The sequence below is a fragment of the Legionella londiniensis genome (assembly GCF_001467825.1).
GTDB lineage: Bacteria > Pseudomonadota > Gammaproteobacteria > Legionellales > Legionellaceae > Legionella_A > Legionella_A londiniensis.
In genome coordinates this window covers 469,626-486,838 of the sequence record NZ_LNYK01000014.1, presented here as the reverse complement: position 1 = coordinate 486,838, position 17,213 = coordinate 469,626, and the positions used below count along the sequence as shown (strand labels likewise).

The window sequence follows — 17,213 nt, the reverse complement described above, 5'->3', positions numbered from 1 at the left end:
GACTACTATTCCCTTGAAATTGTGAAAAATAACAGTTTACGGATTTTTTTATTGTATTCAATTTAAATGGTGATTGAGCCTAGCCGAAGACTCCCCTGCCTGGCCCTATGTGACCTCAACGACAGATAATTGCCTCGGCAGCAATTGTACTTTCCATCAATCCTGTTTTTTGGTCCATGCCAGAAAACGCGCCATGGAGGCAGATGTCGTGGTGATCAATCACCATCTTTACTTTGCCGACAGCCGCCTAAAAAATGAAGGGTTTGCTGAATTATTGCCTGGTGTGGAAGTAGCGGTATTTGATGAAGCGCATCAATTAGCGGAAATTGCCGCCAATTTTTATGGCCAGCGCCTAAGTACCCATCAGTTTGAAAACCTGTTGGATGATATGCTTCGCGAATGGCCTGTGCTTGATCTTGCCAATCAGCCCCTTAAGCCCTTACGCAGCCGTTTTGATCAAACCGTAACCCTCCTGTTTGAAGCATGCAGTACCCTTGGAGACCGTTTTTCAATACAGGGGGTTGGCAAAAATTCACCTTTTAAAACGGCCTATCAGTCGCTTGCCGATATTGCCGGCCAATGCATGCAGTGTTTTTCAGACATGGATCTTGGCGACTATCCGGGGCTTATGCGTTGCAAAATCCGCCTGCAGGAATTGATTGCTTTCCTTAATCTGTTCATCAGCGAAGAAGGCGGATATATCCGCTGGATAGAACGTTTTAAGCATTCTCTTGTTTTTCACATGACGCCTTATAATATTGCTGATTCATTTAGAGAGTTGTTGAGAAAACAAAACAGCGCTTCCATTTTTACCTCCGCAACGCTTACTGTCGCTTCTTCATTCAAGCCATTCACCCAATCTTTAGGGCTTTGCCATGCCGATACCCTGATGCTGCCAAGTCCTTTTGATTTTGCAAAGCAAGCCTTGCTTTACTTGCCGCGATCGCTGCCTGATCCAAAAGATGCCCGCTATTATGATTGTTTGCTGGAACGGGTTCTGCCAATCGTTGAAGCCTGCGGCGGGCGCTGTTTTTTCCTCTTTACGAGCCACCAGGCCTTAAATCAGGTTGCGAAGCGTTTAAAGCGTTATTTAAGCTTTCCCCTGTTAATCCAGGGGGAAGAAGCAAAGCCGATTCTTTTGGCGCGTTTTCGCAAGCTCGGCAATGCAGTTTTGTTGGGAACCGCAACGTTCTGGGAAGGTGTGGATGTCAAAGGCGATGCATTATCGTTGGTGATTATTGATAAATTACCTTTTGCAAGTCCCACAGATCCTGTAATGCATGGTAAAATGGCCTATTTAAAAGCGCAGGGTATTTCAGGGTTTGAGGCTTTATCCTTGCCCAATGCCATACTGGCGCTAAAACAAGGTGTTGGGCGCCTCATCCGTGATGTAAATGACAAAGGGGTATTGATGATAGCCGATCCGCGACTGGTGGCAAGAGAGTATGGCCGGGAGATTTTTCAAAGCCTGCCCAACATGCAAAAGACGCGTCATGAAAATACGGTTTTAACGTTTATTAATCAGCTCAATCTGACTCATGAAACTTCTAGCAATTGACACAACGACCTCACTTTCTTCAGTGGCTTTGAGTATTGAAAGCCGTATGCTTTGTAAAGAACAGGGTTTAATCCGCCAGCATGCCCAATTGCTGCTGCCTATGATAAAAGAGATGCTGGATGAGGCAGGATTGTCTGTAAAACAGCTGGATGGGATCATATTTGGGCGTGGGCCTGGCAGTTTTACCGGGTTACGGATAGCCTGCAGCGTTGCAAAAGCTCTTGCCTATGCCCATGATTTGCCGGTTTACCCTGTGAGCAGCCTTGCTGCCATTGCCTATGAAGCGTTTAACCGCGTTGAGCAGCTGCCGCCTCAAACTCAGGTGCTGGCGATGATCGATGCGCGCATGCAGCAAGTGTATTGGGCATATTATTTGGACAACACTGCTGCGAAACCGGAACGGGTAACCGATCCTCATGAGGTGGATGTTGTCCAGTCGCCTGTTCTTCTGGCAGGCAGCGGATTTGAACCTTATCTTGCCCTATTGCCGCCCCTTTTGCAGAAAAACCTCATCCGGCAGATGGCTGTGTTTCCCCATGCTCGCTCGATGATCCATTTAGTGCAATCTGGATGTTGCCAACCTGTCAGCGCTGCCGAGGCGCTGCCCGTCTATGTGCGCAACCAAGTTACCCAAGGAGAAACACGTGGATAAAAAATTATTGGATATTCTCGTCTGCCCGCTATGCAAGGGTAAGCTTTTGTTGAAAAAAGAGGAGTTAATTTGCCCTTTTGACCGGCTTGCATACCCTGTTCGCGATGGAATTCCTGTCATGCTGGAGCAGGAAGCGCGATTGCTAACCCTTGAAGAAAAAGACGAGCTATGAGCGTTGAATTTCATATCGTCATACCCGCCCGGTTTCATTCCACGCGATTTCCCGGTAAATTACTGAAACTTATACAGGGCATCACTGTAATCGAACGGGTATATCGCCAGGCGCTGAAAGCGAATCCCAAAACCATCACAATTGCAACCGATCATCAAGCTATATTTGACATGGCGCGGGGGTTTGGGGCAAATACCGTTATGACTTCCACGCATCATGCCTCAGGTACTGACAGGCTTGCTGAAGTGGTGGAGCGTGGCCATTTTGACGAGCAGGATATCATCGTCAATGTTCAGGGGGACGAGCCTTTTATCGCGCCTGCATTGATTGCCCAGGTTGCAGCCAGCCTCAGAAAAGCCAATTCCCCTGTGGCAACGCTCTGTCGCCTTGTCGATACGCTTGAAAGCGCCCGCAATCCTAATGTGGTCAAAGTTGTCCGCGACAGCCAGGGCTATGCGCTTTACTTTTCCCGAAGCCTGATTCCATTTTGCCGCGACAATCCTGACTCCATCCGCGAGGTTTACCGCCATATCGGCTTATATGCCTACCGGGCAGGGTTTTTAAGGCAAGTGGTGAGTTGGCCCGCATGCCAGCTGGAAACCACAGAAGCCCTTGAGCAACTGCGTATACTCTGGAATGGCTATCCAATCAAGGTTGATGAAGCGTGCGTTGAACCCTTGCAGGACATCAATACCCCTGAGGATTTGGCAAAAGCTTGCCAGTATCTGGAGCAAGGGATTTATTCACAGCCATAGCATTCAACGTCGCTTTCATAAGAGTTTTTTTTTGCGTGTGCGGCACGTGAGGCTTTGCGCCAGTATAAGAGAAATGCAGGCAATAACATCAGCAAAATACCCAGAGTAAACACCATGCGGTAATGATCAGTCCCGCCAAAATCGAGGCTGTTTTCCGGCGGGAAAAAACCCACCACCAGCGTGATGGTACATCCTGCGATGCCTATAATGCAGGTTAAATAATAACCAATCTTTCCGCCGGGGATTGCGAACGGGCGAGGGAGCGCGGCAAATTTTCTTTTCAATCGGATGGCGGCTAAAAACATCAGCACATACATCAGAATATAAAGCTCGGTACTCAAGGCAGTAAACAGCCAGTAAATGGCGTTCACGGTGGGAAATAACAGGAAGCCGCCGCAAAGAAGCGTGACTAAAACCGCCTGCAGTATCAAAATGCGGGAGGCAATCCCATGGCGATTCATCCGGTAAAGCCAGTGGGGAAAATAACCGTCGTCTGCAGCAAGAAGCAATCCTTTTGCAGGAGAAATAATCCAGTTGATCATGCTGCCAAGGCTGCCAAGCAACAGCAAAATCACCATCAGGGGCATTAGATAATCGAGGTGGTAGGCGGCAAAAAAGTTGGTGAAGGCCTGCATCACGCCATGCACCAGGCTGATTTTTTCCTGGGGCAGCACAAATGCGATAGCCAGAGAACCCAATATCATGGTCGATAAAATCAGCAGGACGGAAAAATACATGGCCCTTGGAAAATTTCTTTGGGGATTATGAACATTGCGCACGTGAACTGCGGCAAGTTCCATGCCCAGAAATGAAGTCATAATGGCAGTTAAAGATATCCATGAGTGCGTATCGTGCAAATGGGGAATCAATTTGTTGAAGCTTAAATCAATGGCAAGGGGGTGGCCTTGCAGGAGCCAGATGACGGCTAAAAGAATGATAAACCCCATCGGGATAATCATCCCGACTATGGCGCAGAAGCTTGCAAAGGCGGCAGAGGCGCGAAGCCCTGTGAGCCCCAGGATGGTTAAGGACCAGAATATAAGCAGAATGACGGCGATTAGGTAATATTTATTTTGTGCAAGTTCAGGATTGATGAGGTAAGCGAGCGTTCCCGCAATAAAGGAAAGAATGGTCGGGTACCAGACCATGGTATTGATCCATTGCAGCCAGATTGTAAAAAAAGCCCACTTATCGCCAAAGGCATGGCGAACCCAACTGTAAACGCCGCCTTCTTCTTCCGACCAGGTTGAGGAAAGCTCTGCCGCAACCAGCGCTACCGGGATAAGAAAAACCAGGGCAGAAAAAATAAAGAAAAATATCAATGAAGAACCAAACAAGGCCGTCGCGGGAAGATTACGTATACTGTCGATTGCTCCGGTAATTAATAAAACCAAAGCGAGCACTGAAATTTTTTCCGAAGACCATGCTTTCATGGAAACAAACCTTACTTGGCAAAAACATATACATTATATAGGAATAAGAGACAGTTTGGAATGGAATTTCCTGACTGATTGGGGTTATGCCATCATTCGCACCGGCATGCCCCGCATCAGTATAAGTGATTCAGTTTGCGGAAGGAAGGCATGCTGTTTGCGATGCCCCCTATCCGGATAAAATCCCGTGCGCTGTGAGGATAATCGTGCGGGGCGGGGCGTGATTTCTGTGTTCCGAGAGCATAATGCCCTGCCATTGCCCAAGCTGCATTGCCCCGTCTTTTAGAGGAAGCGTCAGGCTTGCGCCGAGAAGAACATTCTTAATGTGCGCGGGCATATCATCCGGGCCTTCAAGGGTGTGCTGATAAAGCGGCTGTTCTTCAGGAACCGTCCGGTTAAAAAAACGTTCAAGATCGCTTCGGACTTCCCTGCAGGTATTTTCGCTCAGGCATAATGACGCTGAAGTATGCTTGAGAAATAAATGCAAAAGGCCTGTTTTTATCGCGGGCATCGCTTTCAGGATTGAGTCAATCTCTGCGGTAATCAAATGAAATCCACGCGGCTTTTGCGCGATTGCAAGCTCCCTTTGCCAGTAAACGGGAGGGCGCTTATCCTCTGTCATGCCTCATCCCGTCGCGGCAGGCAGGCGAATCCGCAACTGAAGCCTGGTTTGCCCATTCATCAGGGCTATACAAATGTAAACTCAGGGCATGCAGGCCTTGGCCAAACTCATGGGCAAGGAGGGAATGAACCAAACGGTGCCGGTTAATGCGGCTTAATTGAGCAAATTGCTCGGAAACAGCAATCACCTTGAAATGCGATTCCGAATGGTGGGGGACATGGTGGCGATGAGTCTCGTCATCGACCTGAAGGGTATGGGGATTTAACTCTTTTTCAAGCACATGATAGATGCGTTGTTTCCGTGACATGGCAGATTCAATAACTAACAGGGAAGATGGGTTAAGTATACCCTAAAATTCCCCTCATGCCGAATACCCGCCGCGTAACAGGCGCATCGTTATCTTGTAAACTGGATTATCATTAATAATGAACAGGTTCATTTTTCAGTGGCAAGCATGCGGGGATTTACGTTAATAGAGATGATGATCGTGGTCATGATCATCGGCATCGTTGCGGCCTTCGGGATTGCGGCCTTTCAGGATTATATTGTGCGCGCCCGCGTGACCAACGGCTTAAGCCTTGCCGCTTCGGCAAAATTTGCCGTAGCCTCCAGCGTGATGGAAAGCAATGGCCTGCCCGCAACGCAGGTCCAAACAGGATACCAGAGCCCCGCGCCCAATGAAGACGTCAGCTCAATTACGATTGCCGATGACGGCACGGCTGAAATTACGGTTCGTTATACTGCCAGGGCAGGGGGCGGCACGATTATTTTAAAACCCGACATTCAAGCCAACCGGGAAATCACCTGGACATGTACCGGCGGGACGCTCGCGGCCAAATACCGCCCGGCCAATTGCCGATGAAAAACAACTGGACAGCAGAACAAATAATGTCATATAGTGACAAAAATTGTCACCTCATCCGTCCATGATCTGCATTTTAAGCGACAAACAAAGGGGTTCTGAGCTGGCATCTATTTTGCATATTAAATAGTGTAACCGATTTTTTTAGGGGATTGTCATGATGCAGAAAGGTTTTACATTAATTGAGCTGATGATTGTGGTGGCTATTATTGGTATTTTGGCCGCTGTGGCAATTCCAGCCTACCAGGATTATACAATCCGGGCGCGGGTCACCGAGGGGTTAAACCTGGCAGCGGCCGCAAAGCTTGCTGTAGCTGAAGTACGGCAGTCCCAAGGTACTTTCCCGACTGATAATGCTTCGGCTGGTTATCCGGGGATAACAGCTACTGCTAATGCTAATGTCCAGTCTATTAACGTTGGGGCTAATGGAGTGATTACGGTGACTTACGGAGCTCCTGCGCAGAATGTGGTGTTGACTTTAACACCTACTGCACAAGCCACTGGGGAAATAACCTGGGCCTGTCGGGTAACAAATGCGGCAAACAACCGCTATGTTCCTGCCAATTGTAGAGCGTAATTCAGGACATTGGGCTCAAAAGCCGCCAGCAGGCGGCTTTTTTTATCGCAGCGCTTATGCCTGCCGCAGCGGGTTCAATTTTTTTTCAACCAGTTGATTCTTAAGCCGCACGTAATCTGGCAGGCCGCTGGCATAGGGGGGGTAGGCTTCGCCCTGAATCAGGGGGGTCAGGTAGCGCCTGCAGGCTTCTGTAATGCCAAAGCCATCGTCTCGGATAAATTCCCTGGGCATTTTTCTTTCCTGGTTTGCGACTTCAGCCAGGGGCACATGGCTTATTGCCCACTGGTAAGGTTCTTCCTGTGTACGGATAATGACAGGCATAATGGCATTATGGCCGCTGATTGCAAGCTTGACGGCTTCCTTGCCCAGGGCATAGGCTTGCTCGAGGTCTGTCCGTGAGGCAATATGGCGCGCGGAACGTTGCAGATAATCAGCCACCGCCCAATGATATTTAAGGTTTAACGCGTTTTTGACGAGGCTTGCGATCACGGGCGCGACTCCCCCCAATTGCGCATGGCCAAAGGCGTCGCGAAGCCCTGAATCGCTTAAAAACTGCCCGTCCTCGCGGCGGATGCCTTCTGATACGACAATGACGCAATAACCATATTCGCTCACGCAATGCTTGACCCGCTCGAGAAAGCGCTGTTCCTCAAAGGGGATTTCAGGAAAGAGAATGATATGAGGGGGGGTGTGCGCTTCTTTTCCGGCAAGGCCGCTTGCCGCGGCTATCCAGCCCGCATGCCTGCCCATCACTTCAAGAATGAATACCTTGGTTGACGTCGCGGCCATGGACGCGACATCCATTCCGGCTTCAAGCGTTGAAATGGCAATGTATTTCGCGACAGAGCCGAATCCGGGGCAGGAGTCGGTAAACGGTAAATCATTGTCTACTGTTTTGGGGATGCCGATGCATGTTACCGGAAACCCGCGTTCCTGGCTCAGTTTTGCAACTTTATGGGCAGTGTCTTGAGAGTCACCGCCGCCATTATAGAAAAAATAACCTATATTATGCGCTTGAAACACTTCAAGCAGGCGCGAAAAATCATTGCTGTTTTCTTTTAATTTGTAACGGCAGGAACCAAACGCGCCGGCAGGGGTATGCAGCAATTTGCCTATGTCGCCATCGCTCTCAAAACCGGTATCGATAAGGTTTTCTTCCAGCACGCCGATGATTCCGTCTTTGGCGGCATAGACTGTCCCGATTTGATCTCGATGCAGCCTGGCTGTTTGAATAACGCCACAGGCTGAAGCGTTAATGACCGCAGTTACCCCGCCTGACTGCGCATAAATTGCATTTTTAACGGACATAATTTCTCCCATATTGACTATAGCTTATCCGGAGGGATTAAATTGGCAGCAAAAGTATTTTGATATTCGGCAAGCACCTCATCGATACAAGTCATCAACTGTGAAAAGGCGAGTTGTATTTCATGAATGTGCTTTGCCTGCCTTGCCAGAGATTCTACTTGAGCGACTTGCTTTTGCAAGCGGGGAACCCCGCAAAAGCAGCAAGCGCCATGTAATTTGTGAGCGAGATGTTCTAATGCCTTTAAATTTTGATTTTGCAACAAGCGGGCAAATTCCTTGCGGTTTTTTTTCAATTCTTCAATAAAGCGGCTTAAAAACTCCAAAGCCAACTCCTCATTGCCGGATACCTTCTGCAGGCACATCTGCCAGTTTATGGCCGATTCATTGTCTTTCCGAATGACGGCGAGAAGGCGCTGCAACAAGGTTTTTTCGTCAATGGGTTTTTGCAGGCAAACATCAATATCGGCTTTTGAAGATTGCGCGCTGCTGATTTCAACATTGTTGGCGCTAATGAGGATGATGGGGGTGCTTTTGTTGAGAACTGAGGCTTTTCTGATGAGGCGCGCGGCATCAAACCCATTCAATTTTGGCATTTGCAAGTCGAGCAAAATGGCATCAAACCGCTTTATCTTGCATAAGTCGACAGCCTGCGCGCCATCTGCGACGGTTTCAATGCAAGCCCTTTCCCCCAGCAATGAATTGAGAAGCATCCGGTTAACCGGATTATCCTCGGCAATGAGCAAGGCGGGCTTTTGGCGATAAAGCTCATCTCTTAGCTTGTCCAGCGCTTCATCGGACTTGTTGCAGATGCCCGCTTGATTTAAAAGCGAATCGATGGCGCCATGCAGCTTTTGAATATTGGGCGGTTTAAATAAAAACCCTTTTGCGCCTAAAGCGGCATAATTTTCTATAGGCCATTTCGATACCAGGACACAGGGCACTGGCTGTTGCTTTAGTATCGCGGCAATTTGCGGCTCACACCCCTGATTCACGCTGATGAAAGCCAGATGGCAGTCTTTATGGGTCTGAAAGGACTCTGTTAACTGTTTGAACGTGTTGACCTTGATGCAATGGATGCCCCAGTGACCTAAACCGTTGCATAAAGCTTCAAGGTGCAGGGGATTATCATCAAAACAAAGAACTTTCAGGTTGCTGAAGCGGTGCGCCTGATGCTTTTCGACTTCATAGCCTGGCAATTTGGCAAGTTTAATCTGTACCGAGAATGTAGAGCCTTTATGGAGTTCACTGCTTAGGCTGATACGGCCATGCATGTGTTCCGCAAGTTTTTTAGAGATCACAAGCCCAAGCCCTGAGCCGCCGTAGCGCCGGGTTATTGTGGTATCCACCTGATTGAATGCATTAAAAAGCGTTGCCTGGTCTTTTGGCGCAATGCCTGTTCCAGTGTCGGTAACGGCAAGGCATACGGTATATTCCCTTGCGGTTTCTTCTTCAATATGGGTGCGGATAAGCACATAGCCGTGATCGGTAAATTTAATGGCATTGCTGATGAGGTTGCTGATGATTTGTTTAATGCGCAGCGGGTCGCCCAACATGGCTTTCGGAACAGCAACATTGGTAATGGGAATTAAATCAATGCCTTTTTTATGGGCATTGGGAGCAAATAAGGCAAGAACCTCATCGATGCAGGCACGTATATCAAGCGGTATGCAATCGAGGTGCAGCTTGCCCGCCTCCATTTTGGAGTAATCGAGAATATCGTTAATAATTGCGAGCAGATCCTGTGCCGAGGAGCGGATGGTTTTCACATAATCCAATTGCAGCGGATCAAGCTTGCTTTCCAGCAATACATTCGTAAACCCAATCACTCCATTCATCGGGGTGCGTATTTCATGGCTCATGTTGGCGATGAATTCCGATTTTTGTTGGCTTTTTTCTTCCGTTTTCTTTTTTTCAAGGGTGAGTTCAATATTTTTTTCTTCAAGCAGTTCAAGATTTTTTTGTAAATCCGCGGTAGCTACTTCAATGTACTGGTTTAAGTCATGGGTAATGTTTAAATATTCCTTTTGCATGTGCGCGCAGCCCCTCTCAATAATTCCCAGCTCCCCGGGGCTTGAAACACGAATCTCTGTTTCAAATTCATTCCGTAAAATTTGTTTCATGCTGCGTTGCAGGCGGATAATCGGCAGATAAATTTTTCTGGAAAGAAAAAAGTGGGTTGTCAGCCCAAGCAGCAATCCAATCAGGGTGATAAAAATAGTCACGATATACATTTGATACTGTTTGAGCAGGGCTGAGCGGGTATCTATGTCTATCGACAGCCAGCCAAGAATATCATCAGCCTGAAAATCGATGGGGCTTGCCGGCGCTTTAAAAGGGGTTGAAGCATACAGGTTGAACCGGGGAACGGTAATTGGCGCTATGAAATTGATGCTCAAAGGGGTTATCCGTTTGCTTTCAACATAATCTCCCGTGAACTTGGGCACAGGCAGCGGCTTTTTGAGGGAATGTTTGCCGCCCCGGTAAGCGATGAGCTGGCCTTTGGCGTTATAAAAAGCCAATGTTAGAACTTCCGGGTTAATGGTTGAAGCATCGACCAGGCCCTGTAAGGTTCGATAGTCATGGCGCAGGAGCGCAAGCTGTGCTGCGGGAAGCAGCTGGCGGATATAGGCTTCGCCAAGATGCAGGTTATTCTGCTCTAGATCCCTGCTGAATTGGCCGTTATAGAATAAAGCAAACATTACAGCCACCAGAAGGACAGGAAGAATAGTCATTATTCTCAGCTGGTATTTGATGCCAATGCTTTTCACGAAACTCCCTGAAGTCATTCAACCAAAAAACGCCCAGGGCCTTTTCGCAACATGTTTGGTTAATCGAAACAGAATCACGTCAATATGAGGCAATGCCCCCTGGTTGGCTTGCCTTGATGCTGTGTAAGACCGATTAGACGCGTTTGCGGACATAAACCATACAGACAGGTTCTGGATGGCGCAATTTGTTAACAGGCATTTAGTCGGCTATTATATCGCGATAATTTCAGAGCTTACAATGGAGTATTCAATGGTTGTTCGAACCCGTTTCGCGCCAAGCCCTACCGGTTTTTTGCATGTAGGCGGGGTGCGCACTGCTTTATTTTCCTGGCTTTTTGCCAGGCATCATCAAGGGCAGTTTATCCTGCGTATTGAAGATACTGACCGCGAGCGTTCCACAGAAGAATCAGTTCGAGCAATTTTGGATGGGATGTCCTGGCTTGGCCTTCATCATGATGAAGGCCCATTTTATCAGACAGAGCGATATCCGCGGTACCGACAAGTCGTTGAGCAGCTTCTGGCTGAGGGCTGCGCCTATCGTTGTTACTGCAGCAAGGAACGCCTGGAAGCGCTTCGTGAACAGCAGATCGCCGCTAAAGAAAAACCCAAATACGATGGCCATTGCCGCGGAAAAAATTTTCCAGGGCGTGAAGAACCCTTTGTCGTGCGTTTTAAAAACCCGCAAAGCGGAACAGTCACTTTCACAGATCAGGTATATGGCGACATCCATGTGGATAACCGCGAACTCGATGACTTGATTATCCTGCGCTCTGACGGCAACCCGACTTATAACTTCGCGGTTGTTGTGGATGACTGGGACATGGGTATTACGCATGTGATTCGCGGGGATGATCACATTAACAATACGCCAAGGCAAATCAATTTGTTTAAAGCTTTAAATGCGCCTATCCCTGTATTTGCCCATTTACCCATGATTCTCGGCGAAGATGGCAAACGCCTGTCAAAACGGCACGGGGCAGTTAGCGTTTTGCAATTTAAGGAAGAAGGCATTTTGCCGCATGCCTTGCTCAATTACCTGGTACGGCTCGGTTGGTCTTTTGGCGATCAGGAGATTTTCAGCGTTGAAGAAATGATTGCCTCTTTTAACCTGAACAACATCAGTCGCGCCGCAGCGAGCTTTAACTACGAAAAATTATATTGGCTCAATCAGCATTATCAGAAATTTGACGCCAAAGAGTCCGTGGCCAAGGCACTTTTATGGCACTTTGAGCAAAAAGGGATTGATGTGGCCAATGGGCCAAAACTTGAGGATTTAATCTCCATTCAGGCGGAGCGATGTAAGACATTACGGGAAATTGCTGAAAAAAGCCTTTATTTCTATGAAGATGAAATACAATATGATGAGGAAGCAGAAAAAAAATATTTGCTTCCTGCAGCCTACCCTCCATTAAAAGCCCTGTATGCTTCATTTGCCGCAGTTGAGCACTGGCAACGAGATGTTTTGCAGCAATGCATCAATGACATCTGCGCCGAATTTAACCAGGGCATGGGCAAAATCGCTCAGCCTTTACGTGTCGCGGTGACCGGAACAAGCACGTCGCCTTCAATCGACATGACCCTGACCCTGCTTGGCAAAAAACGGGTCCTTGAACGCTTGTCCACTGCATTGCGACGGCTGCAAGATCGCATGCAAAATGAGGCTTCCTGAGCGCCCCTGTCGTTTGGGGCGTTTTTCTCAACTTTTTTGTTATCCGTCCGATATCACTTCTGTACGGAGCAAAAAGGGCGCAGGTATGAAAGAAAAACATTTTGCTTATAAAATATATCGTGAGGCTTCAAGGCTTGTCTGCACTCATTATGAGTTTGAAGAAGACAAGATGCTTGATTTGCTCAAAGAAATAAAGCAAACCCCCTCAGCCGGGCTTTACTGGATATTCAAGCAATTCAATGGAAAACCAGAGCAGGCGCTTTGCATTATCGATTGCAGCCAAAACCGCATTTATTATCACCATTCAGGCGAGGTAGAAAATCTTGACGATACCATAAAAAAACTGAGCAGGTAGGAAAACCCCGCTTCAGCAATCAGAAGCGGGATAGTCTATTATTACAATGAGCAAACACAAGGACGATGAACATGGCTACAAAAATAAAATTATCTAAAATCATGGGGTTGGTGCTGGTTGTTTTTCCTTTGCTGGCAACAGCTGCGACCAACGCCAAAATGGAAATGAGCAAGGATGAGTGGTTAAGTAAAATCAAGGAAATCGTGCCTGAACCCATCTGTAAAGGATTTATGCAGGATGAAACCATAGCGTCCCGCTTAAAGGCCAGGAATATTGATTTGCAAAAATGCATAGAATTGATCCCGGGGATTGCCGATAAGTGCTCGAAAAAATTTTACGATCGCCTGCCTGCCACCATAACCCAGGAAAACGTATCCAAATGGGGTCACAGTATTGGTGAATGTATTGGCGCGGAATTTGTGATTAATTATGTATTTTCTGATACCGAAGAGAAAAAAGATACGACTGCAGATGGTGAACAAGATGCCAAAACCAATTCTGAGATGAAAAAAGAAACAGGCAATTAAGCATTTTTGCTCCCTGCAAAAATAATTTATCATTGTTTTGCATTTCAATTGTGTCACCCGGATTAGGCCGAAGCCTTAATCCGGGACTCTGCGCATGACAGATTTTTTTGTGATGTAGAGAGAATCCGGGATTCATATAGTCATCACCGCCTGGTTTTCAGTTCTGTCTTAAAACCAACGTCATCAGCATATTCATGAAGTTTTTAGTCGGGATGCGCCAATTCCAACAAGCCTTTTTGTGATACCAAGCTTCATGAGATAATCGCTTGGTGTTTATGCAGGATAAAAACTAATTTTTAAGTACCGGGGGAAGGATATGGATATTGACACAGCAAAGCTTTATCTGCTCGAAAACACCAATGATATTGTCATTATCACTGAAGCGAATATTGAAGCGCCGGATTCTCCAAAAATTTTATATGTTAATGACGCCTTTACGCAGTTGACAGGATATTCAAAAGAAGAGGCCATCGGGCGAACGCCGCGCATTCTTCAAGGTGAGAAAACGGATAAAAAAACCTTAAAACAATTAAAAAAAGCAATGCGAAAAGAACAGGAGCTCCGCGTGGAATTGCTTAACTATGCCAAAAGCGGGCGCGAGTACTGGATTGATTTTCATATCATTTACATTCGGGATCATACAGGGAAAGTTTGTTATTTAGGCGCGATTGAACGTGATATCACGAAAATCAAAGAGCTCAATCGCGCATTGGAGAAAAAATCGAAAGTTGACCCGCTAACCAAAGCGTTAAATCGTGATACTGTATTCAGGTACGGAGAAGAGGCTTTTCTTGCTTTTAAAAGCCTGGGGCAGAAATTTGGGCTTATTTTTATTGATATAGATAATTTTAAGGAGTTTAACGATAAAAAAGGGCATATCGCGGGCGATAAATTATTAATACTGGTGGCCAATGTCTGCCGCAAGGTTTTCCGTGCCATTGATAAAGTGGGTCGGTACGGCGGTGATGAATTTATTGTTTTGCTCGAAGGCGCCGATAGGGCAACTACTGAAGCCAAGGCAAAAAAATTGCATCAGTGCCTGCAAAATAAATATCAAATTTCGAGCAGTATTGGCGCAACAAGTGTTTCAGAGTACGACACTTCGCTGGAAAAAGTTATCCAACGGGCTGATCATGCGATGTATGAAGCAAAAAAAGAAGGTAAGTCTAAAGTTCGATACTGTGATTAGGAACCTTGAGATGGGGTTAACATTAAGAATTTTTGTTTTAAAACTACCAAAATATTTCTTAGTTATAGGCACACCGGTAAAACGAATTTAACGCATCAGGATAATTATTGACCCATTGAAATTGATGCAATGGTTTTGGCCTGCTGTTGAATTTGTCATCGCTGCAAAGATGGCAGGGAAGGCGGCTGATGATGCAGCCAATATATTTAAAGCGCGTGTAGCGGACAAATGGCGTATCAATGACATCATTTGGACATCGTTTTTCATAGCAAATGTAGAAGCTGTCAGCCTTGGGTTCATCTGGCGGCGTTAAAGGGAGGGCAAACAAACCCTTTACATGGAAAATGCCAAGAACGGCAAGGGCTGCAAATGATGTTTTTAAACAGGACAGGTTCATGGGGGAATTTATTGTTTATTTTATTATGTAATAGCATGTATATTTTTATTATGCAATAACGCAAAACTCTGAGGGAAGGACTAACCATGCTTGTAACCTTTAGCAGCGACGCCCATGAGAATATCACCATGTTCGGCAGCGTAGCCAGGCGATTATTAAATATGATGGGACACAGCGGTACAGTTCCAGGAGCCATACTGGCGCAAGATGTCCCTGAAGCGTTATCCCGCTTGAAGGCGGCTATTGCCGAAGAAAAGAGCAAAAAGAGCCCTGAATCCGCCCAACTTGATGAGGATGAAGAGCCGGAAGTCAGTATTGCCCACAGGGCATTACCCTTAATTGGACTGTTGGAAGATTCGGCCAAAGCCAAGTGCAATGTCATGTGGCGGGCACGATAAGCCCCTGATGATTACAGTTTGCACAATAAGGTCATGCCCTGCAGCCTGATGTATGCTAAACTGCCGGCATTTTTTATTTGACTCATGAATTATGCTCACCCTCAACCAGATTACACTCTCGCGCGGCAATAAAATACTCTTAAACAAGGCAAGCGCTTGCCTTTACGAAAAGCAAAAAGTGGGTTTAGTGGGCCAGAACGGGTGCGGAAAGTCAAGCTTGTTTGCTTTGTTGCGCAAGGAATTGGCGGTTGACGCCGGGGAGTTTTTTGTTAACCCTCATCTTCGCATCAGCCACCTCGCCCAGCAAGTTCCTGAAGGGGAAGAATCGGCGCTCGATTATGTTTTAGCCGGCGATGAGGAATATATCGACTTGCAGAGAAAACTTAAAGCGGCAGAACATGCCGGCGATGACATGGAAGTGCTTGCCTGCCATACATTGCTGAATGAGACTGAAGGGTACAGCAAGCCCGCAAAAGCCGCAGCCATTCTCGCAGGCCTTGGTTTTGCCGCCAGCGCCCACGAATCGTCCGTTAACAGCTTTTCCGGCGGCTGGCGCATGCGTCTTAATTTAGCCCGCTGCTTGATGAAGCCTGCTGATTTGTTGCTCCTGGACGAACCGACCAACCACCTGGATATGGAAGCAATCATCTGGCTTGAAAAATGGTTAAAACATTGCCCGCAAACCATCATCTTAATTTCCCATGACCGTGAGTTTCTTGATGCCGTTGTAACGCATATTCTCCATATCGAGCAGCAGGGCTTGTTTTTGTACAGTGGAAATTATTCTGATTTTGAACGAAGCAGGGCTGAAAAACTGGCGCTACAGCAAGCGCTATACAATAAGCAGCAAAATCAGATTAAGCATTTAATGTCTTATGTCGAGAGGTTCCGGGCCAAGGCAACCAAGGCGAGACAGGCACAAAGCCGTTTGAAAGCGATAGCCAGGATGGATATTATCGCACAGGCGCAGATTGACTCTTCTTTTTCTTTTCAGTTCTATCCTTGTGGGCCGGCAGCAAAACCTTTATTAAAATGCCAGAAAATATCAGTAGGTTATAAGCCTTTTAATCCGGTTTTACAGAAAGTGGATTTCACAGTAAACCCCTCTTCCCGCATCGCGCTATTGGGGCCTAACGGGCAAGGCAAGTCAACATTGATTAAAGCGCTGGTCGGGGATTTGGAACCCCTCGCGGGCGACATTGAGCGTTCAAGGCATTTGCGGATTGGCTACTACGCCCAGCATCAACTGGAACAGCTGGATGTGGATCTTAGTCCTTTGGAAACCATCCAGCCTTTATCTCCAGATGCAAAAGAACAGACAATCCGTGATTTTTTAGGCGGGTTTAATTTTGCAGGCGACATGGCAACCAGCAGCATTCGCTATTTTTCCGGAGGTGAGAAAGCCCGCCTCGCCTTGGCCAAGCTTGTTTGGCTGAAGCCCAATTTATTATTGCTGGATGAACCAACCAACCATCTGGATTTAAACATGAGGGCAGCAATTGAAATTGCCCTGCAGAGCTATGAAGGCGCTTTGATTTTAATTTCTCATGACCGCCATTTGCTGCGCACGGCAGTTGATGATTTTTATCTGGTGAATGATGGCCAAGTGACTCCTTTTTCAGGAGACCTCGAAGATTATTATCAGTGGATGCAGGGTCGAAACGCGCAAAATGAAGTCAGTTCTGCTGAAGGCGGCACCCGGTATCGAGAGAAGCGCAGTTTGCAAAATCGCTTAAAAAAACTTGAAGCGCTTATCGACTCCTGCCAGAAACAATTGACGGCATTTGAAGAGGAGCTTGGCAATGCCGCGCTATATGCAGAAGGCGAAGATACAACCTTGCAGAACATATTGAGGCAACGCCTGGAAATTGAGAAGGAGTTGGCCGCTGCGGAAGAAGCATGGCTTGAAGTCATGGAGGCGCTTGAAACTTTTTGAATCCGGCATGGCGCACAAGCTTTTTGCTGATGAAA

General features: G+C 47.0%; 18 protein-coding genes. 12 read left to right on the top strand and 6 right to left on the bottom strand.

The features are described 5' to 3' along the window. Window positions 1-73: 73 nt before the first annotated feature. Genes Llon_RS05720 through kdsB form a run of 4 tightly spaced genes read left to right on the top strand, consistent with a single transcriptional unit; the run spans window position 74 to window position 3,137 of the window. On the top strand, window positions 74-1,558 hold the full coding sequence (locus Llon_RS05720; protein ID WP_058529081.1) for an ATP-dependent DNA helicase: 1,485 nt from the start codon (window positions 74-76) through the stop codon (window positions 1,556-1,558). Beyond that, on the top strand, window positions 1,539-2,210 hold the full coding sequence (gene tsaB / locus Llon_RS05715; protein ID WP_058529080.1) for a tRNA (adenosine(37)-N6)-threonylcarbamoyltransferase complex dimerization subunit type 1 TsaB: 672 nt from the start codon (window positions 1,539-1,541) through the stop codon (window positions 2,208-2,210). The genes Llon_RS05720 and tsaB overlap by 20 nt, the downstream gene beginning before the upstream one ends. Beyond that, window positions 2,203-2,382, top strand: coding sequence for a Trm112 family protein (locus Llon_RS05710; protein ID WP_058529079.1), 180 nt, complete (start codon window positions 2,203-2,205; stop codon window positions 2,380-2,382). The genes tsaB and Llon_RS05710 overlap by 8 nt, the downstream gene beginning before the upstream one ends. Continuing rightward, window positions 2,379-3,137: a 3-deoxy-manno-octulosonate cytidylyltransferase gene (kdsB, locus tag Llon_RS05705; protein ID WP_058529078.1), complete on the top strand. Its 759-nt coding sequence runs from the start codon at window positions 2,379-2,381 to the stop codon at window positions 3,135-3,137. The genes Llon_RS05710 and kdsB overlap by 4 nt, the downstream gene beginning before the upstream one ends. Here kdsB and Llon_RS05700 read toward each other — a convergent pair. From Llon_RS05700 to Llon_RS05690, 3 genes are all read right to left on the bottom strand, one after another. Next, window positions 3,122-4,570 (bottom strand): APC family permease, encoded by a 1,449-nt coding sequence (locus Llon_RS05700; protein WP_058529077.1) that lies wholly within the window; start codon window positions 4,568-4,570, stop codon window positions 3,122-3,124. The two genes, kdsB and Llon_RS05700, sit on opposite strands and share 16 nt — an antisense overlap. A gap of 169 nt (window positions 4,571-4,739) precedes the next feature. Then, window positions 4,740-5,192: a secondary thiamine-phosphate synthase enzyme YjbQ gene (locus tag Llon_RS05695; RefSeq protein WP_058529076.1), complete on the bottom strand. Its 453-nt coding sequence runs from the start codon at window positions 5,190-5,192 to the stop codon at window positions 4,740-4,742. After that, window positions 5,179-5,499, bottom strand: coding sequence for a BolA family protein (locus tag Llon_RS05690; RefSeq protein WP_058529075.1), 321 nt, complete (start codon window positions 5,497-5,499; stop codon window positions 5,179-5,181). Before Llon_RS05690 ends, Llon_RS05695 begins: the two co-directional genes overlap by 14 nt. A gap of 147 nt (window positions 5,500-5,646) precedes the next feature. Here Llon_RS05690 and Llon_RS05685 point away from each other — a divergent pair, with 147 nt between their 5' ends. Together Llon_RS05685 and Llon_RS05680 are read left to right on the top strand one after the other, a co-directional pair. Then, window positions 5,647-6,054: a pilin gene (locus Llon_RS05685; RefSeq protein ID WP_058529074.1), complete on the top strand. Its 408-nt coding sequence runs from the start codon at window positions 5,647-5,649 to the stop codon at window positions 6,052-6,054. Between the two features lie 157 nt (window positions 6,055-6,211). Then, window positions 6,212-6,631, top strand: a complete 420-nt coding sequence (locus tag Llon_RS05680) for a pilin (protein WP_058529073.1) — start codon at window positions 6,212-6,214, stop codon at window positions 6,629-6,631. Between the two features lie 54 nt (window positions 6,632-6,685). Here the strand turns inward: Llon_RS05680 and Llon_RS05675 are convergent, their stop codons facing one another. Together Llon_RS05675 and letS are read right to left on the bottom strand one after the other, a co-directional pair. After that, entirely contained in the window at window positions 6,686-7,939 is a 1,254-nt protein-coding gene (locus tag Llon_RS05675; protein WP_058529072.1) for a 6-phosphofructokinase, read from the bottom strand. Window positions 7,940-7,956: 17 nt separating this feature from the next. Beyond that, entirely contained in the window at window positions 7,957-10,707 is a 2,751-nt protein-coding gene (letS, locus tag Llon_RS05670) for a two-component system sensor histidine kinase LetS (protein ID WP_058529071.1), read from the bottom strand. A gap of 250 nt (window positions 10,708-10,957) precedes the next feature. Between letS and gltX the strand changes: the two genes are divergently transcribed. The 4 genes from gltX to Llon_RS05650 all read left to right on the top strand — a co-directional run bounded on the left by gltX (window position 10,958) and on the right by Llon_RS05650 (window position 14,447). Continuing rightward, window positions 10,958-12,376 (top strand): glutamate--tRNA ligase, encoded by a 1,419-nt coding sequence (gltX, locus tag Llon_RS05665; RefSeq protein WP_058529121.1) that lies wholly within the window; start codon window positions 10,958-10,960, stop codon window positions 12,374-12,376. A gap of 85 nt (window positions 12,377-12,461) precedes the next feature. After that, complete coding sequence (locus Llon_RS05660) at window positions 12,462-12,731, top strand: hypothetical protein (protein WP_058529120.1); 270 nt, start codon at window positions 12,462-12,464, stop codon at window positions 12,729-12,731. A 71-nt stretch (window positions 12,732-12,802) separates the two neighbouring features. Next, window positions 12,803-13,258: a hypothetical protein gene (locus Llon_RS05655; protein ID WP_058529070.1), complete on the top strand. Its 456-nt coding sequence runs from the start codon at window positions 12,803-12,805 to the stop codon at window positions 13,256-13,258. A gap of 316 nt (window positions 13,259-13,574) precedes the next feature. Further along, window positions 13,575-14,447 (top strand): GGDEF domain-containing protein, encoded by an 873-nt coding sequence (locus Llon_RS05650; RefSeq protein WP_058529069.1) that lies wholly within the window; start codon window positions 13,575-13,577, stop codon window positions 14,445-14,447. A gap of 58 nt (window positions 14,448-14,505) precedes the next feature. Here Llon_RS05650 and Llon_RS05645 read toward each other — a convergent pair whose 3' ends face one another. Then, complete coding sequence (locus Llon_RS05645; RefSeq protein ID WP_058529068.1) at window positions 14,506-14,844, bottom strand: hypothetical protein; 339 nt, start codon at window positions 14,842-14,844, stop codon at window positions 14,506-14,508. 86 nt (window positions 14,845-14,930) lie between these two features. On the opposite strand from Llon_RS05645, the gene Llon_RS05640 reads away from it, so the two are divergent. Together Llon_RS05640 and Llon_RS05635 are read left to right on the top strand one after the other, a co-directional pair. Then, window positions 14,931-15,242 (top strand): DUF1840 domain-containing protein, encoded by a 312-nt coding sequence (locus tag Llon_RS05640; protein ID WP_058529067.1) that lies wholly within the window; start codon window positions 14,931-14,933, stop codon window positions 15,240-15,242. A gap of 91 nt (window positions 15,243-15,333) precedes the next feature. Continuing rightward, on the top strand, window positions 15,334-17,178 hold the full coding sequence (locus Llon_RS05635) for an ABC-F family ATP-binding cassette domain-containing protein (protein ID WP_058529066.1): 1,845 nt from the start codon (window positions 15,334-15,336) through the stop codon (window positions 17,176-17,178). Window positions 17,179-17,213: the final 35 nt, after the last annotated feature.